The 25,205-nt window shown below is 58.1% G+C and carries 18 protein-coding genes and 1 pseudogene; 4 read left to right on the forward strand and 15 right to left on the reverse strand.

The genetic code is table 11. From position 1 onward, the window contains the following. Positions 1 to 58 precede the first annotated feature (58 nt). The 10 genes from Q9R34_RS08310 to wbaP form a co-directional block, all read right to left on the reverse strand. Positions 59 to 1,093, reverse strand: coding sequence for a glycosyltransferase (locus Q9R34_RS08310; RefSeq protein ID WP_485893086.1), 1,035 nt, complete (start codon positions 1,091 to 1,093; stop codon positions 59 to 61). Between the two features lie 40 nt (positions 1,094 to 1,133). After that, positions 1,134 to 1,886, reverse strand: coding sequence for a glycosyltransferase family 2 protein (locus Q9R34_RS08315; RefSeq protein ID WP_033750743.1), 753 nt, complete (start codon positions 1,884 to 1,886; stop codon positions 1,134 to 1,136). A 66-nt stretch (positions 1,887 to 1,952) separates the two neighbouring features. After that, on the reverse strand, positions 1,953 to 2,870 hold the full coding sequence (locus Q9R34_RS08320; RefSeq protein WP_485893087.1) for a glycosyltransferase family 2 protein: 918 nt from the start codon (positions 2,868 to 2,870) through the stop codon (positions 1,953 to 1,955). Positions 2,871 to 2,954: 84 nt separating this feature from the next. Continuing rightward, positions 2,955 to 4,157 (reverse strand): acyltransferase family protein, encoded by a 1,203-nt coding sequence (locus Q9R34_RS08325; RefSeq protein WP_485893088.1) that lies wholly within the window; start codon positions 4,155 to 4,157, stop codon positions 2,955 to 2,957. Positions 4,158 to 4,190: 33 nt separating this feature from the next. Next, complete coding sequence (locus tag Q9R34_RS08330; protein WP_485893089.1) at positions 4,191 to 4,913, reverse strand: SGNH/GDSL hydrolase family protein; 723 nt, start codon at positions 4,911 to 4,913, stop codon at positions 4,191 to 4,193. A 13-nt stretch (positions 4,914 to 4,926) separates the two neighbouring features. Further along, on the reverse strand, positions 4,927 to 6,063 hold the full coding sequence (locus tag Q9R34_RS08335) for an EpsG family protein (protein WP_434122887.1): 1,137 nt from the start codon (positions 6,061 to 6,063) through the stop codon (positions 4,927 to 4,929). Between the two features lie 237 nt (positions 6,064 to 6,300). Then, positions 6,301 to 8,478, reverse strand: a complete 2,178-nt coding sequence (gene wzc, locus Q9R34_RS08340) for a tyrosine-protein kinase Wzc (protein WP_485893090.1) — start codon at positions 8,476 to 8,478, stop codon at positions 6,301 to 6,303. 12 nt (positions 8,479 to 8,490) lie between these two features. Further along, the gene (locus Q9R34_RS08345; RefSeq protein ID WP_033791542.1) at positions 8,491 to 8,925 is read right to left on the reverse strand and encodes an arsenate reductase/protein-tyrosine-phosphatase family protein; all 435 of its coding nucleotides are present in this window, start codon (positions 8,923 to 8,925) and stop codon (positions 8,491 to 8,493) included. A gap of 8 nt (positions 8,926 to 8,933) precedes the next feature. Then, positions 8,934 to 10,073, reverse strand: a complete 1,140-nt coding sequence (locus tag Q9R34_RS08350) for a polysaccharide export protein (protein WP_033750198.1) — start codon at positions 10,071 to 10,073, stop codon at positions 8,934 to 8,936. A gap of 299 nt (positions 10,074 to 10,372) precedes the next feature. Next, a complete protein-coding gene (wbaP, locus tag Q9R34_RS08355; RefSeq protein ID WP_485893091.1) occupies positions 10,373 to 11,806 on the reverse strand; it encodes an undecaprenyl-phosphate galactose phosphotransferase WbaP in 1,434 nt (477 codons plus the stop codon). Positions 11,807 to 12,605: 799 nt separating this feature from the next. Here wbaP and Q9R34_RS08360 point away from each other — a divergent pair. Beyond that, entirely contained in the window at positions 12,606 to 14,180 is a 1,575-nt protein-coding gene (locus Q9R34_RS08360; protein ID WP_434122884.1) for a TerC family protein, read from the forward strand. Position 14,181: 1 nt separating this feature from the next. Here Q9R34_RS08360 and asmA read toward each other — a convergent pair whose 3' ends face one another. The 3 genes from asmA to udk all read right to left on the reverse strand — a co-directional run bounded on the left by asmA (position 14,182) and on the right by udk (position 17,329). Next, the gene (gene asmA / locus Q9R34_RS08365; RefSeq protein ID WP_485893092.1) at positions 14,182 to 16,002 is read right to left on the reverse strand and encodes an outer membrane assembly protein AsmA; all 1,821 of its coding nucleotides are present in this window, start codon (positions 16,000 to 16,002) and stop codon (positions 14,182 to 14,184) included. 20 nt (positions 16,003 to 16,022) lie between these two features. Beyond that, positions 16,023 to 16,604: a dCTP deaminase gene (dcd, locus tag Q9R34_RS08370; RefSeq protein ID WP_033750209.1), complete on the reverse strand. Its 582-nt coding sequence runs from the start codon at positions 16,602 to 16,604 to the stop codon at positions 16,023 to 16,025. Positions 16,605 to 16,687: 83 nt separating this feature from the next. Further along, positions 16,688 to 17,329: a uridine kinase gene (gene udk / locus Q9R34_RS08375; RefSeq protein WP_434122882.1), complete on the reverse strand. Its 642-nt coding sequence runs from the start codon at positions 17,327 to 17,329 to the stop codon at positions 16,688 to 16,690. Between the two features lie 297 nt (positions 17,330 to 17,626). On the opposite strand from udk, the gene Q9R34_RS08380 reads away from it, so the two are divergent. From Q9R34_RS08380 to yegD, 3 genes and pseudogenes are all read left to right on the forward strand, one after another. Beyond that, the gene (locus Q9R34_RS08380; protein WP_434122881.1) at positions 17,627 to 18,241 is read left to right on the forward strand and encodes a phosphatase PAP2 family protein; all 615 of its coding nucleotides are present in this window, start codon (positions 17,627 to 17,629) and stop codon (positions 18,239 to 18,241) included. A gap of 166 nt (positions 18,242 to 18,407) precedes the next feature. Then, positions 18,408 to 20,969, forward strand: a pseudogene (locus tag Q9R34_RS08385) (diguanylate cyclase). Positions 20,970 to 21,032: 63 nt separating this feature from the next. Next, positions 21,033 to 22,385, forward strand: a complete 1,353-nt coding sequence (gene yegD, locus Q9R34_RS08390) for a molecular chaperone (protein WP_485893093.1) — start codon at positions 21,033 to 21,035, stop codon at positions 22,383 to 22,385. A 205-nt stretch (positions 22,386 to 22,590) separates the two neighbouring features. On the opposite strand, the gene Q9R34_RS08395 is transcribed toward yegD, so the two are convergent. Continuing rightward, positions 22,591 to 23,931, reverse strand: a complete 1,341-nt coding sequence (locus tag Q9R34_RS08395) for a carbohydrate porin (RefSeq protein ID WP_485893094.1) — start codon at positions 23,929 to 23,931, stop codon at positions 22,591 to 22,593. A 212-nt stretch (positions 23,932 to 24,143) separates the two neighbouring features. Further along, complete coding sequence (locus Q9R34_RS08400) at positions 24,144 to 25,103, reverse strand: aldo/keto reductase (RefSeq protein WP_485893095.1); 960 nt, start codon at positions 25,101 to 25,103, stop codon at positions 24,144 to 24,146. Positions 25,104 to 25,205: the final 102 nt, after the last annotated feature.

A 25,205-nucleotide genomic window follows, 5' to 3' on the forward strand; every position in this document is an offset into this window, starting at 1 on the left:
TGGGCCATAACAGTTGTCCCCTGAGGCACGTTGCAATCAGGCCCGTCCCTTGCCGCTGTTAAACCAGCGCCAGCCAGCTCTGCTTGATCTGCTTACCGTCGAATTTCAGCGCGGTAATTTTTGTTTTCTGACTCATGGCGTAGAAAAGCGCGTCGTCGCTGGCAAGCTGGTCCATGCGCGCCAGGAAGGTCGCTTTGTCGTTCATTGGCACCAGGAAGCCATCTTCGCCCTGGTTGATAATCTCCTGCGGGCCGGTTGGGCAGTCATAGGCCACCACCGGCAGCGACCAGGATTTGGCCTCGAGCAGCACCAGCGGCAGCCCTTCATAGCGCGAGGTCATCAGCGCCATATCGCTTTCGCGGTAGTAGTCGTTGATATTGCTGACGCGGCCAACGAACCTGACGCTGTCGGTGATGCCGAGCGCCGCCGCCTGATCTTCCAGCTGCTGGCGCAGCTCGCCGTCGCCGGCGATCGCCAGCGTCCACTCCGGATGGGTTTGCGCGAAGTCGCGCCAGATATCGAGCAGCAGATCGAACCCTTTCTGGTGATCGAGACGGCCCACCGCCAGCGCCTGACGGCTGCGCGAGGTGCGCTCAAAGGCTTTGTATACCACCGGATTGGGGATTTGCTTGCTTGGGATGCGCCAGCGGGAGAAGACCTGATGGTCTTTATCGGTCAGGACGATGACCCGATCGTAGTAGCGCAGCAGCAGGTACTTGAGGAGCTTGATCGGCTTGCTGAAGGAGTTGATGGCGATATGTTCGCAGGCATAGGCCTTGAAGCGTTTTTTCTTGCCGGAGAGCAGGCTCCAGAAAGCGAACATCACGCTCAGACGCCCCATGCTGATCAGAAAGACGCTGTCGACCTCTTCGCTGTGAATGCGTCTGACAATGCTTTTGATCGGGTTGCTGTGTCCCTCGAAGCTGACGATCTCTTTGACGTGCTCAAAGGGGTAGAAGGTTTTTCCGCTGCCTTCCAGCGAATAGATGGTGACGTCGTGCGTTTCGCCCAGACACTCGGACATAAAGTTGCAGATGTTCTCAGTGCCGGCATACGAATAGGCATCTTTGATCACCAGGACGATTTTTTTCATGTAACGCTACCCACCTCAAAAGAGTAAAAAGACAATCCTGTTATCGATGCTTAAGGGTAAACAGCACGCCGTTCACCATATACCAGCCGTAATAGTAATAGATTTTTAAAGGATTGTTTTTATAGATAATTCTTAATAATTCCAGGTGCCATTTCGCCGCTTTATTCTTGTTGCGCGAAAGGGAATCGCCTAATTCGTAATAGTTGACGAGAATGCTCTGAATCACGCGCGCCTGCTTGTAGCGGGTGAAGAGTTCGTAGAGGAACAGGAAATCCTCGTGCCCTTTACGCTGGAAGAATATTCCCTGCGGCGGACGGCGGAAGCAGACCGAGGAGAAGCAGACGCGATACTGCTTCTTCACGAAGTTTTCCTGCTGAAGGTAAGGTTTGCTGTAGGTGATGTCGTGATCGGCGTTTTTGGTTTTGTAGTGATATTCGGTGATCACGAAATCGTCGCCGGAGGCGATGGCGGCCGCCTGCTGCGCCAGCTTGTCGACGTGCCATTCGTCGTCGCTGTCGAGGAAGGCGATAATTTCCTCTTTTGCCGCACGCAGCCCGACGTTGCGGGTCTCCGCCGCGCCGAGGTTCACCTCGTTGTCGAGAATGGTAATGCGCGGATCGTTGCAGTGCTCGCGCACCAGCGCCAGCGAATCATCGGTCGATTTGTCGTTGATCAGGTAAAGGTGCCAGTCTGGCCAGGTCTGGTTCATTACCGACTGCACGGCGCGTAAAACCGTCTGGCGTGCGTTATACATCGGCATCACAATGCCTACGGTGCCAACATGATTCGTCATATTCATACCTGAATAAAAAAGTGTCGTTCCGGGAAAAACGCTCCCGCGTCGGGGAGCAACAAGAAGTCAGGAAACCGCTTTTTCACCGCCCAGCCGCGCCCTTAACTTGTCTTTCACGCGGTTAAGGAAATAGGACTGGTTATCTTTGTTGGTGAGAAAGAAGTAGCGCGCGAAGGTCAGGCTCGCCATCAAAGACTTGCCGTCCATTTTGTAGCGCAGCGGCAGCTTAAACGCCTTATAGGTGTCGATATCGCGCGCGGTCAGGTGCGGCTTCATGGCATCCAGCCAGAAAAGCGAATATTTCACCGATTCGCCTTTATGCTTGGATCCAAATTTCGTCACCAGATGGTAGGTGGCGAGCGGGCGCGCGATCATCACGAACTCATAGCCGAGACGATCGGCGCGAATGCAGAAGTCGTAATCCTGATGGCGGATATAGCGCGTATCAAACTGGATGCGTGCGGCATCTTCGCGCTTCAGCACGATGGTGCTGGTCTGGATAAAGCCGTAGCAGCCAAAAAGATACTCCGCCACGGTTTCGTTTTTGCCTGGCGTCTGCATCGGCATCACCTTCAGGAAGCTGCCGTCCTGATAGATGTTCACCTGGCTGTAGATGACAAACTTGCTTTTGCCCTGCGCTTCCAGCTCCTGGATTTTACGGCTGGTCTCCAGCAGCTTGTCGGCATGCCACTCGTCGTCCGCGTCGAGAAAGCTGATGTAGTCCCCTGTCGCCAGCTCAATGCCTTTATTGCGCGCGCCTGCGCCGTTCAGTTTCACCTCGGAGAGCACCAGGTTAATGCCCAGATCCCGATAGCGCTCGCTGTTGACTACCTCCGCCAGCGCCGCCGCATCGGCAGATTTGTCGTCAACGATAATCACTTCGAAATTGCGGTAGCTCTGCGCCTTGACGCAATCCAGCGTCGCAACGATCGACTGCGACGCGTTGTACGCGGGGATTACAATGGAGAAACGAATGTCCTTCATGCCAGTACCTCTTAAAAACAGGGCTGAAATCGATAAAAAAACGCGCTGCGTGCCGCGCGGCGGCGTCGCACGCAGCCGTGATAATCAGTAAGGGTTACCGGTGCGATCCTGCTTGGCTGGCGCAACTTCGGCCGCGACCTTCTTCTTGTTGCTGCTGCCGATAAAAGGCTTTTCAACATAGAGATAGGTTATCTTCGCCACGTAGAACGACAGCACGAAGAAGAGCGTGGAGATCAGGGTGTAGACCACCACGTTATGCGGCACCATGCTGAGCGGGATCTGCTTAATGAAGTAGAGCACCACGCCGTGGATCAGATAGAGGCTGTAGCTCACCTCGCCGATCGACATCAGGGTTTTGTTCTCCAGCATGCCCAGCAGGTTGTTGCCGCTGCTCACCACGAAGAAGATGGCCGTCAGGCAGCAGAGAAACACCAGATACCAGAAGGCGTTGCTGGTGAAGGCGAGCGCGAAAATCGCCAGCAGGATGCAGGCCACGCCCGCGATGCGCGACGCTTTAAACATCGCCAGCCGGTCACGCCAGGTATAGGCGAAATAGCCCATCGCAAAGCCCAGCACCGGACGCGGGTCGGTATAGGTTTTCCCCCACAGGCGCAGTGCCACGGCGACGCAGAAAATCGCGCCGATCGAGCCGAGGATAAGCAGGGTTTTGTACTTGCCGTGGGTGGCGCGGTTCACCACAAAAATCAGCGGGATAGAGAGATAGAGCAGCCACTCCAGGCGCAGCGTCCACTCTACGCCAGCGTTAACGTCGGCGGTGAGAAAATCACCCATATGATAGCTGCCGACGAACAGCAGCCAGAGTACGGCGTCGGTGATGCTGTGCGCGTTGAGCTGCAAACCGCCCTGCGCAAGGCCGACCAGAATGATCACCAGCCCGGAGAACCAGAACATCGGCACAATGCGGCGCACGCGCGACTTCAGCAGCTTCCAGGTGAGCTGGCTTGCCGGCATGCCGTCGTTGTCCAGCCAGCGATAGAACAGAAACGCCGAGATCATAAAGAAGAGCAGCACGCCGAACTTGCCGGCGTTGACAAAAAAGTTGCCTTCGGAGAACCAGACGAAATAGTCCTTATCGAAGATCCAGTTGCCGTCCAGCGAGTAGAGATAGTGCACCAGATGGGAAAAGGCGACGATGCTGGCCAGCAGCGCGCGCAGCCCGGAGATGCTTTTAATGCCGCTGCCGTTGTAAACGCCCTTATGGAACCCGGTCGCGCGCAGAAAGAGCAGCGCCAGACAGAATGACGCCACCATAATGAATACGTACATGACAACTCCTGAAGCCACAGAGTGAGGTTGGGTTTAGCTGCCGGTCTGCGACAGCTGCTTACCGAAGCTGGCACTGATAACGTTAAAGGTCTGCTGCGCTTTTAGCTTATACAGCGATTCGGACGGGTGAATGCAATCCGCCGACATGTCGCTCTGCCAGTCGCGCTGCGCCTTAATGGCCGTCCACTGCTTCACGATCGGCACGCCTTCCGCTTTTGCGACCTCATTGAGCTGATAGACGTAGGGCCAGACATTCCAGCGCTCAACCTTGCCGCAGATGGGATTAGGCTCCTGCAGCACCACCAGCTTGTTGTGCGCCTTCGCCTCTTTCACCAGCGCGGTCATGATGCGGCCATACTCTTCCGGGCTTTCCAGGTGCGTGTTCTTGTCTTTGAAAAAGTAGTGACGCGCATCGTTGATGGCATAGTTGAGCAGGATAAGCTGCGCGCTGGAGTTCGCCATGCGTTCGCGCCAGCCGCTGGTATCCTCCGTGCCCTTGTTGTAGAGCAGTTCCGCCGCCTGCGCGCCCGGCACACCGTGATTTTTAACCTCGACAGCGTCGCCATATTTGCTTTGCAGCATTTTTTGCAGCCAGGCCATCTCGTTGCCCGGCGCGATGATGTTTTTCCCGCCGGAGGACATCACGCCCGCCGTGGTGGAGTCGCCGTAGGCGTCGATAATAAATGCGCCTCGATCGGCGGCCTGCGCGAAGCAGGAGGCCGAAAGGATGGCTGCAGCAATAAGTGATTTCGTCATGTTACCTCCCCGGTTAATGGAACAGCTTAAATTCCTGAGCAACTTCATAGCCGACAACGGCCTGCTTCAGAGAAATCGTGTTGTAGTAGAGGTAATAGACAAGGAAGAACGCGAACATCGCGAACATGGCCGGCTTGAGTATCGGGCGCACCTGATACACCAGCGAGGCTAAAATAATCGGCTCGACCTGCAACAGGTAGTTGGAGAGGCGCGCGCCCGACGAATAGTTATAGAAGAAGATACGGATGCCGCCGCCGATGGCGAAGGTCAGCACCAGCAGATAGTTAAGGCGATACTGCTGATAGTTATATTTTTTAATCTCGTTGCTCAGCAGGAAATAGACGAAGATAAACACCAGCATGATGTTTTTCAGGTTTGACACTGAGAAGATGCTGCCTTCGCCCGCGTTGGAAGTTTCGTTGCTGTAGCCCTCCGCCCTCTCCCCCAGCGATCCCATATGGGCTGAGATGAGCGAGATAAAGCTGGTGCCGCCGACTTTCGAGGCGGGAATGCTCAGCAGGATAATCGCCACCGGCCACCAGCGCGAGTCGCGGATAAACAGGAACGGCACGATGGTCACCACCATTACCGCGGTGTTGTGGCTGAAAAACGACAGCAGGGTAAAGCCGAGCGCCATCCAGTAACGCTTCAGGTAGATATACCAGATTACGCCGAGGAACAGCGCCGAACTCAGGCCGAAACGGATCTGGTTCATATCTTTGTTAATAAAGATATGCGCCGAATAGAGCGCCAGCGCCAGGATGGGATAAGGCGACATCTTTTTGAAGAAGACCGCGTTAACCGCCACCGCCAGCAGGCAGAAGATAAACAGGAAAATGTCGGCGTTGTGCGATACCAGGCTGGTGAGATACGCCAGTACGAAAATCAGCGGTTCGTAGCGGAAGAACGCCACCGTCTCACTGAAGCCGTTCACCTGAATGCGGTTAATAAAGTCGGCGAAAAAGCTGCGGTACTGATAATCATCCATGCCGGTGCCGAGGCCGCGGATCCCGCCGAACACCACCAGCGTCGCGGCGGCGATGCAAAACAGATAAGTCAGGATGTGCGTGGTGCGTTCGTCTTTTTTTAGCAGGATTTCTACGATCGCCATCAGCAGCAGAAATCCTGATAGATACCAATATGGAGCCATGGTGTGATTCCTTAATTCCACACGTTGCCAGCTGACAGGCGTTTACGCCTTCTGCGTAAAGCCGCGCCTGAGGGCGCCTGCCTGTTGCTGAACCATTTTGTTATGGGCGCCCGCCCGGTTATGCGTGTTATGCGTGGCGTCTGGCGCGAAACACAGAATCACCTGTGTAGATCGTTGCGTGTTGTCTTTAACGGACGATAAAAGGGGCGGTCTTGCCGCCCCGTTAATCGTCAAAGTTTAGCTTTTGGTCGGCTTGCCGTATTCGTAGTCGTAATAGTCGTAGCCATGACCGTAGGCATTGGCGGCTTTACGCACCACGGCGTTCAGAATCACGCCTTTGATCTCGATGCCGTTCTGCGCGAAACGCTTGAAGCTGACGTCGATCTCTTTCGCGGTGTTGGTCTCAAAGCGCGCCACCATCAGCGAGGTACCGGCCAGCTTGCCGATAATCGAGGCGTCGGTAACGGCCAGAATCGGCGGCGTATCGATCAGCACCAGGTCGTAGTTCTTGCTCGCCCAGTCCAGCAGCTCACCCATGCGGCGGTGCATCAGCAGCTCCGACGGGTTCGGCGGCACCTGGCCGCGCGGCAGGAAGTCGAAGCCATACGGACCGCGCTGAATCAGCGCCGGGCTGAACTCGGTTTTGCCAGAGAGCACGTTAGAGAGACCCGACTTGTTATCCGCGCCGATCAGGTCGTGGGTATAGCCGCGACGCATATCGCCGTCGATAAACAGCACGCGCTGACCCGCTTTCGCCACCAGCGTCGCCAGGTTGGCGCAGATAAAGGTTTTACCAATGCCTGGGCTCGCGCCGGTGATCATCAGGATATTGTTTTTCGCCTCCATCATCGCGAAGTGCAGGCTGGTACGCAGGCTACGGATCGCTTCGATAGAGAGGTCGGTCGGGTTGCCCAGCGCCAGCAGCGTTTCGTGCGGATCGGTCTTCACTTTTTGACCGCGACGCGCCAGCGCTTCGGTGTCTTTCTTGCGCTGCCATTCAGAGAGCGGCACGCTCGCATAGACGTTCATGCCCAGCTCTTCCAGCTGCTCCGGGTTCTCAATGCCGTGATGCAGCAGCGCCTTCAGCAGTACCAGACCCACAGAGACCACCAGACCAAGCAGCAGGCTGGCGGCGATAATCAGCGTTTTCTTCGGCGCGACCGGCGCGTTAGCGGTTTCCGCGTTATCGATGATACGCACGTCGCCGACGGTGCTGGCTTTACTGATGCCCAGCTCCTGCTGACGGTTCAGCAGCTGCATGTAGATCTCCTGACCCGACTGTACGTCGCGGGTCAGACGCAGGATCTCTTGCTGCGTCTGCGGCATCTGGGAGATTTTCTTGTTCAGCTGTGCCTGCTCGCCTTCCAGCGTTTTACGTTTTTCCAGCAGCGCGCGGTAGGTCGGGTGGTCTTTGGTGAACAGCTGCGACACTTCTGCTTCGCGGAAGGTCAGCTCGTTCAGCTGGCTCTGCACGCTGACAGAGGAGTCGAGCGCCGATTTCGCTTCCAGCGACATATCGACCGATTCGTTCTGACGACGGAACGCGTTCAGCTTGTTCTCAGCCTCGTCCAGCTTAGCGCGCACCTGCGGCAGCTGGTTGCGCAGGAACTCGAGGCTCTTCTCAGCCTGCTCAGATTTGCGCTCAACGTTTTGCAGCAGATAGTTGTTGACGATCTGGTTCAGCACCTTGCTGATCTGCTCCGGATCTTCCCCGACATACTGCAGACCCAGCACGCCGGTATCTTTGCCTTTATCGGCCACGGTCAGGTTTGCCAGCACGGAGTTGATCGCCTGCAGCTCGTTCAGCTTGGTGACGGTGAAGCTGGTGCCCTCTTCCGCCTGAATGCCGCTGACCAGCATGGTGATTTCGCCGTGCTGCTCCAGACGACCTACCTGGCCTTTAAACAGCTCGTCGCCATCTTTGGTCACGGTGTAGGTTGTCGGGCTGTTGACTTCCAGCTCAACGCTGCGCTTGTCGATAGTGCGCGGGATATCCAGACGGGAGATGGCGATCTGCGCCGGTTTGTTGCCCATCAGGCGCGACAGGCCTTTACCGATAATCGGAAAGTATTTCTGCTCGACCACGGTATCCAGACCGAGATCGCTCACGGTCTTACCGATGACCATGCGCGATTCCAGGATCTGAATCTCGGTATCTGACTCCGGCGTCGCCGGCATCAGGGTTTGCAGATCCGAAAGGACGGAGCTGCTGTTTTTCTGCTCAACCTGCACCATGGCGTCGGCGCTGTAGATCGGCGTTGCAAAGAGTGTGTAGAGCGTTCCCACCAGCATAAAGAAGGCGGTTACGGCGACAATGATCCAGCGATGATCGATCAGCTGTCCCAAAAGGTGGCCAAGATCGAATCCCGTCGACTCCTCTCTTGGCGCGGTCATAACCTTATTTTTAATATTCATGGATAATCCCAACTATCGGCTTAATACGTTGACCCATTTCTGGGTAGCGTTTTCCAGTAACCCGTAAACCTCTTCAAAGGCCTCACGACTTTTTCTATACGGATCCGCGATTTCCTGTTGGTTGAGCCAGTGCCCAAGCAGCATGGTTTTTCCGCGCGCGGCTGGATCGATGCGATTGACCTGTTCGATATGACGTTTCTCCATCACCAGAATCAGGTCGAAATCGCGGCACATACTGGCGGTCAACTGCTGCGCGTGATGCCCCTCCAGCGAGAGGCCATGACGCGCGGCCACCTCGCTGGCGGTTTGATCCGCCGGATAGCCCTTGAGGGCGCTGAGCCCCGCCGAGGCGATACGCTTTTCCGGCAGCGCGCGCTTCAGTAAGCGCTCCCCGGTAGGAGAGCGGCAGATGTTGCCGACGCAGACCACTAACACGGACGAAATCATGGCTAAACCTAGTTCGACCAGTTGCGGAAACGCAGCGCCGCCTCGCTCGCATCGTTGATGCCGGCGATGGTCGGCAGCAGCTGCGAAATCACGCGGTTCCAACGCGTCAGCGGCGTCGAGGTGACATAGACGATATCGTAAGGTTCAAGTTGGAATTCGGTACCCATGACCATCGCCGCCGCATCTTTGGTGTTCAGCTGATAGATGTTGGCGATTTTGGTGCGGTTTGTGCCGCGAATCGGACGGATAACGAATACGCCGGTGGCGTCAGCGGCGGTCTGATCCATACCCTGGGCATTGCCCAGCGCTTCAGCCAGCGTCATGCCGCTGCGGTCCATTTTCAGCGTCGACTGCTGACGCACTTCGCCCATCACGAAGACTTTGAGATCGTCGTTGCGCGGCACGTAGAGGATATCGCCCGGATAGAGCAGATGGTTCTGGCTCAGGTCGCCGTTCTGCATCAGCGCCTGCAGCGAAATGCGCTGCTCGGTGCCGTTGTGCGTCAGCACCACGTTGCGCCAGTCGGCGTCCGCCGCCAGGCCGCCCGCGGCGTTGATGGCGTCCAGCACCGTCAGCGGCACGTTGGTGATGGGCTGCTGACCCGAGGTGGTCACGGCGCCGGTCACATAGGTTTTCTGCGACTTAAAGGAGGCGATGCTGACATCGACCTGCGGGCTCTCGATATACTGCGCGAGGCGACGCGCGATCTCGCCGCGCACTTCAGTGACCGTACGGCCAACCACGCGGACTTTGCCGATATAGGGGTAGAAAATAGTGCCGTCGGAGTGCACCCAGTTGCCGGTGTCGCTGGCGCTGCGGTACTGACCGGCCGGTGTGGTCAGCTCGGGGTGATCCCAGACGGTGACGTTAATCACGTCGCCGATGCCGATGCGGTATTCATAGTTCTGGATTTCGTTCTGCAGCCCTGGGTTAGCCTGCGCCACCAGCGGCTTGGGTCGCATCTGTTCGACCAGGCGCGGCGTTAACGGGAAGACGTTGACATATTTGTCGATGTCATAGTTGCTGTCCTGCTGCTCAACGACATCTTTTCCGCTAGTGGAAAGGTGCTGGCCTGGAACAACCGTACACCCTGAGAGAAATGTGGCGGATACCAGCATGGGTATCAATTTCGTTTTGATTGTAATCATCTAGATCTTCGCTATCAGTTATTGATTGATAGAGGCGAAAACGCCGCTGTGTAAGCGCTGAAAAAAAATAAACTCGCCAGCCTAAGTACTGAAAATGCCCGTCATTATCACTTGCTCCCTAACTCTTTTTTGTTGCTACCGTTTAACTGGGCGGAATAAGCAAATGCATGAGATTGCCTTCTGCATCAATTAACGGCTTCCTTCAGCCACGATAATGGCGGCTCTCGCCAATGACGTTGCCAGCAGCGGCGCCAGGAACCCGGGAGCGTCCATATTTCGCTCCCCGCACTCGCCTGCTATCAATACGCCCCATCGCGCTTCAGTACGACACCGACCGTTTTGAACAAAATGGCGATATCGTTCCACAGCGACCAGTTTTTTACGTACCACGAATCAAAATAGACGCGCGTTTCGTAATCAACGTCGTTACGACCGCTGACCTGCCACAATCCCGTCATGCCCGGTTTCGCCATCAGATAGTAATCGACATCCCCGGCATAACGGCAAAGTTCATCTTCAATCACCGGGCGCGGACCGACGAGGCTCATGTCGCCGCGCACTACGTTCCACAGCTGCGGCAGCTCATCCAGGCTGGTTTTGCGGATGAAGTGGCCGACCTTAGTGATGCGTGGATCGTTTTTCAGTTTGAAATCTTTATCCCACTCGGCGCGCGCCACCGGATCGGTGCGCAGCACCTCTTCCAGCACCTCTTTGGAGTTGATCACCATCGAGCGGAACTTCAGGCATTTGAACTTGCGGCCGTTCATGCCGACGCGTTCGTGTCCGTAAATCGGCGGTCCACCATCGCGGCCGACCAGAAAGCCGAGCACCAGCAGCGCAGGCAGCAGCATAAGAATAATCGACAGCGCACCGACAATATCGAACGCGCGCTTCAGGAAGCGCGAGGTACGCTTCGCCAGGTTGTTGTTCACGCGCAGGATCATCACTTCATGGCTGAAGATATAGGCCATGTCGGTGCCGTAAAGCGGCACGCCGCGCAGCGTCGGGATAACGGAGACCGAGCGGCAGTTATGTCTCGCCAGGTTCTTCAGCCACAGGTCGCGATACTGGCTCTGCTCAAACTCCACCGCTACGATGAACTGCGTTTCACTGTGGGTCAGGTTCCAGAGTTCCGCCTCTTCGCGCAGCACCGGCACGCCGGCAATGCTCGCCTGCGGGCAGGTACCGTCTACGTCATAAAAGGCGATAACGTCGAAACCCATGACCTCTTCGCTCTGCAGCGCCTGCCAGGCTTCCTGCGCATTTTTGCTGCTGCCGATAATAATGGTCTGCTTTTTCCACAGGCCATAATGATTAAGCAGATGTTTAACCACCGCGCGCGACACCGGAATTAAGACCAGCGCCAGCACCCAGGTCAGCAACCAGACGAAGCGCGACATTTGCCACTGCGACAGCGCGGTAATCGACAGATCGATAATAGAAAAAATAAGAATGGTACGAAAAACTTCTTTCAGCTCGAACCAGAATGGTTTGCGGTAGGTAAAGTGACGCAGCCTGACCCAGAACCATCCGACGCAAATTATCGACAGGAGAATATGCGTAGCTATTTTCAAATGCAGATCTTTTTCAGAAATATCTGCCAGCGGTGAATCAGACATCATATTAATTAACGCCAGCGCTATAAATAATGCGGCGTTAAAACAAATTAAATCCGAACCTGCCAACAACAATTTAGTGAAAAGACTTTTAAACGTAATTTCAGTATCGCGCATATTTAACTCTTTATTTTATTTCCTTTAACCCGTGACGCCCTGAGCTGTGTAATAATTGAGCAAATCAGTTTCTTGTCGACATATGCGTAACTGAGGGGGAGTTCCAGGGTGCGTTCACATCCGTTTCCTGTGCCAGAAAACAAGAAAATCATGATGAATACCAACAGATTACTCTGACTTAACCTGTCGTGACGCACTGATTGTTTTATAAACATAAAAGGCGTTTCAGGCACGCTACCGCCCTTGGCTGTCGCTGCCAATACCGCTTTTGATATCCTGTTTCCAGCCTGTCTTTCTCGGGCCGGTTGCCTGATGCATACCCACGAGACAGATCACAATTCACTACATTGGGTGCCAAATCAGTGGGCGAATATCAACATAAGCGCAGACTTTTAACAGCACGTTGCTATACTAGTTATTACTGGCTTCTTTACAAGTAGGCCCCGCCGTCCCCTGACTATTTTAGGAAAAAGACTACCAGCCATTAGTATTGAGGCCCGCCATCCGGGAAAAATGAAAGTGCAATACCCTGCGCAAAAATCAGATTAATACCCTATTCGCCACGTTAATAAATTCTCCCGCCGCCGTGATACATTCAAAATGGATTCATCAATATTTCATCGGCCCGCCATCTTATGCTTTACCGAATGCTGGCTCAGTGCTGAAAGAAATCAGACGCTATCTTTTCATTATTCTCTGTGGACGCGCTAAACCACGGGCGCGACAGCCTGTTGTACCCTGCCCGCGGCTCCACTATCCTCAGACTTTACTGACTTCGATATATTCAGGCGGCTAAGGCATGTTGGAGGTGTTTGCGGATCCCTCGCTATGGGCGGGATTAATTACGCTAATCGTTCTTGAACTGGTGCTGGGGATCGATAATTTGGTCTTCATCGCTATTCTGGTGGAAAAGCTGCCCGGCAAAGATCGCGACCGGGCGCGCGTTATCGGTTTACTGCTGGCATTGCTCTGTCGTTTGCTGCTGCTGGCGTCGCTTTCCTGGCTGGTTACCCTGACGCAGCCGCTGTTTACGCTACGCGGCCACCCCTTTAGCGCACGCGATCTCCTGCTGTTGCTCGGGGGGCTCTTCCTGCTCTTCAAGGCAACCACCGAGCTAAACACCCGGCTGGAAGGTCAGGATCATGACGATAATCAACAAAAACGCGGCGCTAAATTCTGGCCAGTAGTGGCGCAAATCGTGGTGCTGGACGCCATTTTCTCGCTGGATGCGGTGATCACCGCCGTCGGCATGGTGAATCAGCTGCCGGTGATGATGACCGCCGTGACCATCGCGATTCTGCTGATGCTGCTCGCCAGCAAGCCGCTGACGCGCTTCGTTAACCGCCATCCGACTATCGTTATTCTCTGCCTGAGTTTTCTGCTGATGATCGGCTTTAGCCTGGTGGCGGAAGGACTCGGCTTCGTTATTCCCAAAGGCTATCTTTATGCGGCGATCGGCTTCTCAATCGTGATCGAGGCGTTTAACCAGCTGGCGCAGCGCAACCGCCGCCGCGCGCTGTCGGCGGGTCGCCCGCTGCGTCAGCGCACGGCGGAAACCGTACTCAGGCTGCTGCGCGGCGAAGCGGACCACGCCGAGCTGGACCCGCAGAGCGCGATGCTGATCGCCGACAGCGATCGCCAGGCGCTGTTTAACCGCCAGGAGCGGGTTATGATCGCCCGGGTGCTCAACTTCGCCCAGCGCCACGTCAACAGCATCATGACCTCGCGTCACGATATCGAACACATCAATCTGGATGATGACCCGGCGGAAATTATGGCGCGTCTTGACCGCAATCAGCATACGCGCCTGCTGATCACCGACCAGAGCAATGAACTGCTGGGCGTGGTGCACGCCATCGACCTGCTGCATCAGTCGCTGCACCATCAGTCACTGGATTTGCGCGCGCTGGTGCGTCAGCCGCTGGTGTTTCCCGAGCGGCTGACGCTGCTGCAGGCGCTGGAGCAGTTCCGCCAGGCGCGGACCCATTTTGCCTTTGTGGTCGATGAATTCGGCTCGGTGGAGGGCGTGGTCACGCTGAGCGATTTGATGGAAACCATCGCCGGCAACCTGCCCCTTGAGGGCGAGGAGATCGACGCCCGCTACGACGTGCAGACGCAGGGCGAAGGTCGCTGGATCGTTAACGGCAATATTCCGCTGGAGGATTTAGCGCTTTACGTCAGGCTGCCGCTGGATGAACGGCGCAGCTACCATACGCTGGCAGGTCTGCTGATGGACAGCCTGCAGCATATTCCCGAAGAGGGTGAGACGCTGCAGGTCGGCAGCTATCAGCTGCGCACCCTGCAGGTAGAGAACCATCGCGTGCAGAAGGTGGAGATCCTGCAACAGACGCAGGATCTCGATTACGAAGTGTGACTCACGGCCGCAGCAGCTTGCGCAGGCTGTCGTCGTCCTCTTTTTTCGGCTGGCGGTCCAGCCACTGATTCAGGCGCGATTTCGCCTCGCTTTGCAGCTGCTGACGCAGCACCTGGTCGACCGGCAGCGAATACTGCACATTATTCCAGCTGCCGTACATGCGCAGCGGGATCGCCTGCTGCGACAGCAGCGCGACCACCCTGTCGTCGCCTTTCCAGCCGGTGAGCGTCAGGCCGAAGGTCACATCCAGCTGCTGCGTCGGCATATTCACCTCGCCGCCGCCCTGCAGCTTGAGCCGATCGCCCTCGCCTTGCAGATTCGCCAGACGCAACACGCCGTTGTTCAACGCCAGCGTACCGCTAAGCTGGCGGATCCCCTGATCGGCGCTCTCCTCGCCGCTGACCCGGTCGCTGACGCGCGCCACCGCGCGACGCACCATCTGCTGCAGGTTAAGCTGCGCCAGCTTAACGTCGCCGCCATTAAGCTGCGCGTCGCCGCGCCAGTGATGTTTCGCCGCCTCCAGCGAAAGCCCCTCGCCGCTCAGGTCGCCCTTAAGCGAAACGGTGCCCTGAACGATCTGTGGCATGTCGAGGGCGGCGAGCAGCGGCTGAATCGCGACGTGGTTCAGCACCGGCTGCAGCGCGACGCGGGTTTCCGGCTGGCGAATATCGACGGTGCCCGGCACGGAGAAATCGCCGTCGCCCAGCTTGCCGCTCAGCGCGCGCAGGGCAATAAGCCCCTGCTGGCTGGTCACGTCCAGCCCAAAATTTTGCAGCGTCAGACCGTGCCACACCGCGCTGTCCGCTTTTAAATTCACGGCCAGATTCATATCGTTAAGCGGTGAATTGAGATTATTTTGCACGCGCGGCTCGGCAATGACCGGCGCACGGGCGACCGTGGCGTGCTGCGTTCCGCTGCTCGCCTGCGGCGCATTCCCCATCAGGTTATCGAGGTTCAGCTGCGTGGCGTGCAGCTGAAGCGCAAGCTGCTGTGGGGAGGTCAGCGAACCGGTCGCTTCACCCGTCAGCGCGCTGTCGTTAGCGCTCAGCTGCATCTGCGTTAGCGCAAACTGCTGCGTCTCTGCGCGCCAGCTACCCTGCGCGCTCAGCGTGCCTTTAATACCCTGCGGCGGCATACTGGCGCCGCTCAGCGCATAGTTAAGCTCGTCGATTTTGCCGCTCAGGCGGTGCGGATACTGCGACGCGTCGAGCTGGCCTTTCAGCGACAGCACCGCGCTGCGCTGGTTGCGCGTCAGGCTGGTGCTGAGTTCGATATTCGCCAGGTGGCGCGCGTCCTGATTGAGAGTGAGGTTGAGGTTGCGGAAGTTGTACTCGTCGCCGCCCGGCTGGCGCCAGATGAGCAAGCTGTCGGCGACGCGCAGCTGGCTGATATCGAACGACCAGCCTGCCGCGGGCACGTCGGCTTCGCTGCGGCCGGGCGCAACCGGAGCGTTTTGCGGCTGCTGCGGCGCGCTTTCGGGCGTGGCGCGCACCACAGCGTTGCTCAGCATCACCTGGCTGACGCTGAGCTGATGCGACAGCAGCGGCCAGAGATTAACGTCGAGACGCATATTTTCCGCCGTGACCAGCGGCTGCGACGCGCCGGGCGCGGTCAGGCTCATTCGTCCCGCCAGAATGCTGAGCTTAGGCCAGACGTGCCAGCGCAGATCGCCGCTCACCACCAGCCGATAACCACTACGTTGCTCGACCTGTTTCACCATATAGGATCGAAAATCGTTGGGATTGACCAGCAGCACCAGCGCGGTCATACCTGCAACGATGACCACCAGTAAAATGGCCAGCGTGGTTATCACTCTTTTCATCACATCCCCATGTTCGCGGTTTAATCTTTGTCGATACGACTGGCGACAGCACCCTGCTGTCCGCGATATTTAGCGTCTTCGCGACGGTTATAAGGCCGCGCCGCCGGACCAGAAAGCGGTTCGAAGCTCAGCGCGCCGATCAGCATGCCCGGGCGCAGCGCCAGCGGCAGCTTACCGGAATTATAGAACTCCAGCACGATGCGGCCCTGCCAGCCGGGATCGATACGGTGCGCGGTAACGTGCACCATCAGCCCGAGGCGCGCCAGCGAAGAGCGGCCGTCCAGCCAGCCGACCAAATCGTCTGGAATGGTGACTGACTCGAAGGTCACTGCCAGCGCCAGTTCGCCAGGATGCAGAAAAAAGGCTTCGCCCTCCGGCAGCACAATCTCATCGCTCATCACGCGATCCAGCGCCGCGCTGACCTCATCTTTCGGACCGCTTAAATCAATAAAAGCCGCCGTGTGGCCACGGAATGTCCGGAACTGGTTGCCCAGGCGCACATCTACGGTCGCGCCGTTAATGCGCTCGACCGGCGGACGCGGATCGATAGCCAGCCGGCCGTCATCCAGCCAGGCTTCAATATCGCGGTCACATAATCTCATTCACCTGTCTCCATGATATAAGTGTAGCGAACCGCCTGAAACGCGCGTGGCAGGCGGCTCGCTGCGCGTCAGACCCGACGCGTCTATTCGAAAAACTGATTGATTCTGGACTTAAGAATATCAATGGCGATACGGTTTTTCCCGCCGCGCGGCACGATAATGTCGGCGTACTGCTTAGAAGGTTCAATAAACTGCAGGAACATCGGACGTACGGTTTTCTGATACTGGCTCATCACTGAATCCATCGAGCGGCCGCGCTCGTTCACGTCACGCTTCATGCGGCGCATCAGGCAGATGTCGAGCGGCGTATCGACGAAAATCGAGAAGTTCATCTCCTGGCGCAGGCGCGCGTCGGTCAGCAGCAGGATCCCCTCCAGAATAATCACCTTCTTCGGCTTCAGATGAATGCTGTCGCGGGTACGCGTATGCTCGACGTAGCTGTAGACCGGCAGGTCGATAGCCTGACCCGCTTTTAGCGCCTGCAAATGCTGCAGCAGCAGATCGTGATCCATCGCGCTGGGATGGTCGTAGTTGGTTTTTACCCTCTCTTCCATGGTGAGGTGGCTCTGGTCCCTGTAATAAGCATCTTCCGGGATGACCCCGATATGCTCGTCACCGACCTGATCGCGGATTTCACGATAGAGCGTGCTGGCGATTAAACTTTTTCCGGATGCGGAGGCACCGGCAATGCCCACAATCACGCACTGATGAGACTTGTCAGTCATACTTTTTTTAAGACCTGATACTGGAGCCTGCGCTGTACGCGGATTAGGCGTTTTGACGCAGGACGGAATGGAGAGGGTTTAGTAGGCGCTAAGTATAGGGATTTCACGCTTTTGACGCCAGAGAAAAGCCGCGCGCGCCATTTCAGCATTTCCCCTTTTCAAACCGAAACCATTACCCGATAAACTACCTGACAGATCTGTTTTTACTTATGCGGCTGGCGTATCAGGCGACGGAAACGCGTTCCGCCCCGACGATGGCGCGGGAATATCACTGCCAGCCCACAATAAAGGAAGCTTATGCACTGGAGAACACTGACCTATTTCGGCGACAGCATGCTGCTGATCCCGACTGCGGTAATCATCGCCCTCATCCTGCCGTGGAAGAGCGACAACCGCCGCACGGTCTGGTACTGGCTGCTCGCCTTTGGCCTTGCCGGCCTGCTGGTGAGCCTGTCAAAAATTCTGTTTCTCGGCTTCGGCATCGGTAGCGCCCGATTCAACTTTACCGGCTTCAGCGGGCACAGCGCGATGTCGGCGACGCTCTGGCCGGTGATGCTGTGGCTGGTCTCTGGCCGCTGGCCGACCCCGCTGCGGCTGATCGCCATCGGCGTCGGCTATTTCATTCCGCTGATGGTGGGTTTCTCGCGGCTGGTCATCCATGCGCACTCCGCCAGCGAAGTGGCAACCGGGCTGCTGCTGGGCTTTACGCTCAGCTCCGCGTTTCTGCTCAGCCAGCGCCGCACCGCGCTAAAGGGCTTTAGCTGGCCGCAGGTCGGCGCGGCCTTTTTAGTGCCGCTGCTGCTGCTGGGACACGGACGCATCGCCACCACGCAGCAGTTTCTTGAACGTTTCTCCGCCGATCTGGCTGGTCTGGAAAAACCCTTCACCCGCGCCGATCTCTTCCGGCAGTAGCCGCGCTGTGCTCTGTTGCGCCGCAGCAGGGCCAGTCAATTCGTTGAATAACGCGCTAATTTGATTTAACAGACCCTTAGAGGCATCAATGTGCTAGCATGCCCCCAAGAGTATGACTGGCGCATTTTTCGTCATCCAGACGCGGTGCGCGCTGCCGGGTTAGTGAATGAGTGTTGAACTGTTGTCCTCGCCGGACAAACCGCAAAGTCCCCTGTTGAACGCCCTGATTCTGGCGGCGCTCGCTTTTTTGCTGACGCTTTTCTGCCTGGAGCTGATCGTCTTTAGCGGCCGCATTTCGTCTCTCTGGTTCGCAACCGCGCTGATGACCATCGTGGTCTTTCGCTCACCCCCCCGACATGCGCCTCTGCTGATAGCGGGCTGTGCGGCAGGCACCGCGCTGGCAAATGGGCTGATACTCGGGTTGGATCTGGCCAATTTAAAATTTACCCTTGTTAATGTGCTGCAGGCGCTGGTGGGCGGCACGCTGCTACGCGCGCTGCTGAAGCCTCAGGCGCCGCTGAACTCGCTGCGCGACTGGCTGCGTTTTGTGATGCTGGTTGGCGCGATCGCGCCGCTCATGGGCGGCGTGCTGGCGCTGTGGATGATGAACATCAGCGGCAGCGGCATCTTCTCTTTTTTCTCGACCTAGGTGGTTTCTGAAATCATCGGTATGCTCGCGCTCGGTCCGGTACTGCTGCTGATGCCCTGGCCGCTGCGCCCCTTAACGATTCGCCTGCGCCGCCTGGCGGAGTTCCTCATTACCCTGTTGCTGACGGCGGGCGCGAGCTGGTTCGCGCTACGCTTTATGCCCTGGCCGTTCACTTTTATCGTGGTGATTCTTTTCTGGTGCGCCGTGCGGCTGCCGAAGCGCGATGCGTTTCTGGTGTTTCTGCTGAACGCCTGCGCGATATCGCTGACCCTGGCGCTCGGCCTGGCCACGCTCAGAACGCGCGGCGACCTGCCGGGGCAGGTTGCCAGCTGGCTCCCCTTTCTGCTGGTGCTGATCCCGAGCCATATCATGGCGCTGGTGATGGACGCCTTCCGGCGCGAAAAGCACCATATCAGCGAAAGCGAAACCCGGTTTCGCCACGCGATGGAATATTCCGCCATCGGCATGGCGCTGGTATCACCCAAGGGGGAGTGGCTTCAGGTTAATCACTCGCTCTGCCTGACGCTGGGCTTTCCCGCCGCCGAGCTGAAAAAGCTCACCTTCCAGCAGATCACTCATCCTGACGATCTGCAAAACGATCTGCAGCATGCCGACCGGCTGCTGCGCGGCGAGGTTGACGCTTATACCATCGAAAAACGCTACTTCCGCAAAAGCGGCGAAATCGTCTGGGTGCGCCTGACGGTGTCACTGGTGCGCGACGGCGCGCAACAGCCGCTCTATTTTATTGCGCAGATTATCGACATCTCGGAGCTGAAGCAGAGCGAGCAGGTGAACCGCCATCTGATGGAGCGCATTACGCTGGCTAACGAGGCGGGGGAAATCGGCGTCTATGAATGGAATCTGACGCGCAACGAGATGATGTGGGACCGCTATATGTACCGACTGTTTGACCTTCCCGCGCACCAGCCGCCCAGCCGCGAGCTGTGGCGCAGTCAGGTGCATCCGGCGGATCGCGAGCGGCTCGACCGCGCGCTGCAGCCGTCGGAAAAGGTCGACGTTTTCGATATTGAGTATCGCATCCTGCGCGTCGACGGCGTGCGCACCCTGCGCACCCAGGCGCGCCGCTTTTTCAACCAGGACGGCCGCATCGAACGCATGCTGGGGATCTGTCAGGATGTGACCCACCTGCGCAACCTGACCGACGCGCTGTTTGAGGAAAAAGAGCGCATGGCGATTACGCTCGACTCTATCGGCGAGGCGGTGATCAGCACCGACAGCGACATGCGCGTAACCTTTATGAACCCGGTGGCGGAGAAAATGAGCGGCTGGCGGCAGGAAGAGGCGGCGGGTATCCCGCTAAGCGAGCTGCTGCATATCACCCAGGGCCTCCACGGCGAGCCGGTGGAAAACCAGCGGCTTCGCCATCTGCCGATGGAGAAAGTCACGCCCGCGCTGGATGACGAACTAGTGCTGCACGCGGCCGACGGCGGCGTTGTGGCGATCCACTACAGCATTACCCCGCTGCGTACGCTGCAGGGCGAAGAGATCGGCGCGGTCATGGTCATTCAGGACGTCAGCGAATCGCGCCGGATAATGCAGCGGCTCAGCTACAGCGCGCTGCATGACACCCTGACCCGGCTACCGAATCGCGCCAGCTTCGATCGTCATCTGCAGCGTCTGCTGGGCGAGGCGGTGACGCGCGGGCATCAGCACGTGCTGGCGTTTATCGACCTCGATAAGTTCAAAGCGGTCAACGACAGCGCCGGGCACGCGGCGGGCGACGCGCTGCTGCGCGAACTCGCCGAACTGATGCAGCGCCATCTGCGCGGCGCCGATTTTCTGGCGCGCATCGGCGGCGACGAGTTCGCCCTGCTGATGCCGGAGTGCGCGCTCTCGCAGGGGCGTGAGGTGGTGCAGCGCATTGTCTCAGCGGTCAACCACTACGCCTTTAGCTGGCAGGGCAGCACGCATTACGTGGGTGCCAGCGCTGGACTGACGCAGATTGCCGCCGACAACGGCGTCGGCGCGGAGGTGCTGTCACAGGCGGACATCGCCTGCTATAACGCCAAAAAAGCGGGCCGTGGGCAGCTTATGGTATACATGCCGCCAGCGCGCTGAGCCGCTTGCCAGCCCTGCTCAGCTGCGCTAAAGTCGCCCCCTTTTTTCCGGGAGGGGCATCAGATGTTCATTGGTTTCGATTACGGTACAGCGAACTGTTCCATTGCCGTGTGCGACGAGGGCACGCCGCGTCTGCTGACGCTGGAGAAGGGCCAGCGCCTGCTGCCGTCGATGATTGCCGCACCGACGCGCGAAGCGGTGAGCGAATGGCTCTATCGCCACCATCAGGTTCCGACACCGGATGCAGAAACCACCGCGCTGCTGCAGCGCGCGCTGCGCTATAACCGCGAAGAGGACATCGAGGTGTCGGCCAACAGCGTGCAGTTCGGCCTGAGCGCGCTGCAGCACTATATGGCGGACCCGGAAGAGACATGGTTCGTAAAATCCCCAAAATCTTTTCTCGGCGCCAGCGGTCTGAAACCGCAGCAGATCGCGCTGTTTGAAGATCTGGTCTGCGCCATGATGCGCCATATCCGCGAGCAGGGCGAAGCGCAGCTCGACACCGCGATCGACCAGGCGGTTATTGGCCGTCCCATCAACTTCCAGGGACTCGGCGGCGATGATGCCAACGCCCAGGCGCAGGGTATTCTGCTGCGCGCCGCGCAGCGCGCCGGTTTCCGCGACGTGGAGTTTCAGTTCGAGCCGGTCGCGGCGGGACTCGATTTCGAAGCGACGCTGGAGAGAGAGACGCGCGTGCTGGTGGTGGATATCGGCGGCGGCACCACCGACTGCTCGATGCTGCTGATGGGTCCGGAGTGGCGCAAGCTGTCGGACCGCCGCGCGAGCCTGCTCGGCCACAGCGGCTGCCGCGTCGGCGGCAACGATCTCGATATTATGCTGGCGTTTAAGACCCTGATGCCGCTGCTCGGCCTGGGCGGCAGGACGCAGAAAGGCACCGCCCTGCCCGCGCTGCCGTGGTGGAACGCGGTGGCAATTAACGACGTGCCGGCGCAAAGCGAATTTTACTCCGCCGCCTGCGGCAAGCTGCTGCGCGATCTGGTGCGCGACGCGGAACAGGGCGCGCAGGTGGCGCATCTGCTGAAGGTGTGGCAGCAGAAGCTCGGCTATCGTCTGGTGCGCGCGGCGGAGGAGAGCAAGATCGCCCTTTCCGACCGCGCCGCTTTCGACGCCAGCCTGGAGTTCATCGCGCCGCAGATGCACGCCGCCATCAGCGACACCCTGCTGCAGGAAGCGATTAATCAGCCGCTGGAACGGATTCTGGAGCAGGTGCATCTGGCGCTCGCCAGCTGCGACGCGAAACCTGAAGTGATTTATCTGACGGGCGGCAGCGCGCGTTCGCCGGTGCTGCGCGCCGCGCTACAGCAGGCGCTGCCGGAAACGCCGATCGCCAGCGGCGATGATTTCGGCTCGGTGACGGCCGGTCTGGCGCGCTGGGCAGAGGTGATGTTTCGCTAACGAATCTGTCTGGGTAGCGCTTTCAGGCAGCTGAGAAGTTTAATACGCGGGAGGCAGGGTCCGAAGAGCAAAGCGTCCCGCGACAGGGATGTCGCGGGACGAGCGCGCAGGGAAGCCTTGAGCGACTTTGCGATCGGATCCTGCCTCCCGCGTAAGCGCCTTAATAGCAGCATTAAGCGGCCCATGGCAGCCGCTCGCTGCGCTATCAGAAGTTGATATTGGCGCTGATGCCGCCGACAAAGGCGTCTTTTACTTCGCTCACCGCACCCGGCGCGACAATATACTGCAGGTTCGGACGCACCTGCAGCCATTTCGCCAGCTTCACGTTGTAGTAAAGCTCGTAGTTATATTCCGAACCATCCTGAATTGGCAGATAGGTCGGGCTGTCGAAGTCCGTTTCGCCGTTGGCGGCGTTTTGCTGACGCTGCGCGCGAGTGTAATCGCTGTTGACATGAATGCGCGCCGCGGCAATGCCGATCTCATCTTCAGGACGGGCGTCGAACGGGCCCGCCCAGGTAAAGGCGATCGACTGATAGTTGTCGGTCTTCGAGGTTTTGTGATCGTTCATCACCGCCTGAACCGACACGCCGATGCCGCGGCTGGCGTCGCCGCCCTGCGCGGTCAGCTGCTGCTGCAACAGCACATAGCCGCCGTAAGCGTGATCTTTATCCTGATAGGCGCCGTCGCGCCAGCTGCCGTACACGTCGCCGTTGGCGGACGAATAGTAGTAGCCGATGCGGTAGTTACCCGGCAGCTTGTCCGGGCCCAGCGTCGGCTTCCAGCCCAGTTCCACCGGCACCAGGTTACCCTCGGAGTTGCTGGTGTCGAGGCGGAAACCGTCGCCGCGATCGTAGTTGGCGCGGTTCTGGTTATAGAAACCAACCTGGAAGAAGACGTCCGGCGTGATGTTGAGCTTGACGCGGCCGCCCCACTGCGACACCGGCCAGTTAAACCAGCGGTCGCCGCGCCAGTTGCCCGCCTGTCCGCTGCCGAACGCCAGGTTCTGGAACTTGCTGTTGAAGTTGTCGAAATCTTCGCCGACGGTGACGCGGCCCGCCTTCAGGTTGACGACGTCGTCAAACAGCCCCTTGCTGAGCCAGAACTGCGTCAGACGCCAGGTCTGGCCGCGGCCATACACTTCCTGCACCGAAGAGAGCATGCCGGCACGACGATCGCCGACCTGCTCGGAAATATTGCGGCCGTCACGGTTGGTGATAGTGGCCTGGAACTGCGTATCCTGCCAGCCGAGCAGCTTTTCCAGATCGAGGTTGGCGCCGAACGCCCACTGATCGCTGTAGCGCATAGAGGTGTTGGTATCAGCGCCGCCGCCGAGGTTGGATGCGCTTTCCATGGTGTAGTTAACGTCAAATTTAACGCCGTCATTTTCCAGCTGCGTTCGCGAGCCGCCCCAGTCGCCGAACATATAAGGCGAGTCATAGCTAAAGGCATCTGCGGCCACAGCAGAGGCGCTCAGCATGGCAAACATCAGGGAGCCGGCCGCCACGCGGCGCAGCGGGAAGGGTTGCACTGCTTTTTTTCTGTTCATAATCGTTCTTCTTATCTGACTAAGGGTTATTTCCACGCAGAGAATAATGCTGCAGAAAGTTCAACTTTTGTAAAAATGTGCGCACGAATAAGCAAAGAGACAGTTTTTTCAGACAACTGTGAAGGGGATCGCTGAATGGAATCGCGGCCGGGATTAACGCATTATCTGGCACGCAAATTACAGACGAGGCGCTAGCGCCCCGCCTGGCGGGATTAGCGGCTGGCCTGCGCCAGTTTTTCACTCTCTTCCGGCGAGAGACGCAGCTGCGTTGCGCCGATCAGATCTTCGAGCTGGGCGAGCGAGGTGGCGCTGACGATTGGCGCAGTAATGCTCGGCCGCGCAATCTGCCACGCCAGCGCGACCTGGGCTGGCGTCACGCCGTGCGCCTCACTGATCTCGTCCAGCGCCGCCAGAATAGCCAGCCCGCGTGGGTTAAGGTACTTCTCAACCACGCCCTGCCCGCGCGCGCTTTTGCCAGCATCCGCCGCGCTGCGGTATTTGCCGCTCAGAAAGCCGCTGGCCAGCGAATAGTAGTTAATTACGCCCAGCCCGTGCTGCGTCGCCACCGCTTCCAGCGCTGACTCGTAGCCTTCGCGATCGTAAAGATTGTACTCAGGCTGCAGGGTGGCGTAGCGCGCCAGGCCCTGCTCCTCGCTGATTTTCAGCGCCTCCTGCAGGCGCGGCGCGCTGTAGTTCGAGGCGCCGATGGCGCGCACTTTGCCCTCTTTGATCAGCGAATCGAACGCCGCCAGGGTTTCCGCCAGCGGCGTATCCGTATCGTCGCGGTGCGCCTGGTAGAGATCGATATAGTCGGTTTGCAGACGGCGCAGCGAATCCTCCACCGCCTGACGAATATATTGCGGCTTCAGGCCGGTTTTCTCCGGCGAGAGCGCCATGCCGACCTTGGTCGCCAGTACGATGCGGTCGCGCTTGCCGCTTTTTTTCAGCCAGTTGCCAATAATGGTTTCTGACTCGCCGCCTTTATTGCCTGGCGCCCAGCGCGAATAGACGTCGGCGGTGTCGATAAACCACAGCCCCTTTTCCACCAGAGCATCCAGCAATGAAAACGACGCCGCCTCGTCCAGGGTCCAGCCGAAGACGTTGCCGCCAAAGGTTAACAGCGGCACCTGAATGCCGGTATCGCCGAGCTGGCGGGTTTCAACCTGACTCATCCTCTTCTCCTTGTGTAAGAAATGCCCAGTCAAAGAGCATAGCAAAAGCAAAAAGCGCGCTTTATGCGTAATTCCTCGATAAGTTTGCTCTGAGAGGGATAC

This window comes from Enterobacter sp. BRE11 (genome assembly GCF_031844285.1).
Taxonomy (GTDB): Bacteria; Pseudomonadota; Gammaproteobacteria; order Enterobacterales; family Enterobacteriaceae; genus Pantoea.

Coding starts and splice junctions, on each gene's coding strand:
- Q9R34_RS08325 (WP_485893088.1), bottom strand. CDS start 4,157: ATGTACGTATTCATTATGGTGGCGTCATTCTGTCTGGCGCTGCTCTTT.
- Q9R34_RS08380 (WP_434122881.1), top strand. CDS start 17,627: ATGCACTGGAGAACACTGACCTATTTCGGCGACAGCATGCTGCTGATC.
- udk (WP_434122882.1), bottom strand. CDS start 17,329: ATGACTGACAAGTCTCATCAGTGCGTGATTGTGGGCATTGCCGGTGCC.
- Q9R34_RS08360 (WP_434122884.1), top strand. CDS start 12,606: ATGTTGGAGGTGTTTGCGGATCCCTCGCTATGGGCGGGATTAATTACG.
- Q9R34_RS08330 (WP_485893089.1), bottom strand. CDS start 4,913: ATGACGAAATCACTTATTGCTGCAGCCATCCTTTCGGCCTCCTGCTTC.
- yegD (WP_485893093.1), top strand. CDS start 21,033: ATGTTCATTGGTTTCGATTACGGTACAGCGAACTGTTCCATTGCCGTG.
- wbaP (WP_485893091.1), bottom strand. CDS start 11,806: ATGCGCGATACTGAAATTACGTTTAAAAGTCTTTTCACTAAATTGTTG.
- Q9R34_RS08350 (WP_033750198.1), bottom strand. CDS start 10,073: ATGATTACAATCAAAACGAAATTGATACCCATGCTGGTATCCGCCACA.
- Q9R34_RS08345 (WP_033791542.1), bottom strand. CDS start 8,925: ATGATTTCGTCCGTGTTAGTGGTCTGCGTCGGCAACATCTGCCGCTCT.
- asmA (WP_485893092.1), bottom strand. CDS start 16,002: ATGAAAAGAGTGATAACCACGCTGGCCATTTTACTGGTGGTCATCGTT.
- Q9R34_RS08395 (WP_485893094.1), bottom strand. CDS start 23,931: ATGAACAGAAAAAAAGCAGTGCAACCCTTCCCGCTGCGCCGCGTGGCG.
- Q9R34_RS08310 (WP_485893086.1), bottom strand. CDS start 1,093: ATGAAAAAAATCGTCCTGGTGATCAAAGATGCCTATTCGTATGCCGGC.
- Q9R34_RS08335 (WP_434122887.1), bottom strand. CDS start 6,063: ATGGCTCCATATTGGTATCTATCAGGATTTCTGCTGCTGATGGCGATC.
- dcd (WP_033750209.1), bottom strand. CDS start 16,604: ATGAGATTATGTGACCGCGATATTGAAGCCTGGCTGGATGACGGCCGG.
- wzc (WP_485893090.1), bottom strand. CDS start 8,478: ATGAATATTAAAAATAAGGTTATGACCGCGCCAAGAGAGGAGTCGACG.
- Q9R34_RS08400 (WP_485893095.1), bottom strand. CDS start 25,103: ATGAGTCAGGTTGAAACCCGCCAGCTCGGCGATACCGGCATTCAGGTG.
- Q9R34_RS08315 (WP_033750743.1), bottom strand. CDS start 1,886: ATGACGAATCATGTTGGCACCGTAGGCATTGTGATGCCGATGTATAAC.
- Q9R34_RS08320 (WP_485893087.1), bottom strand. CDS start 2,870: ATGAAGGACATTCGTTTCTCCATTGTAATCCCCGCGTACAACGCGTCG.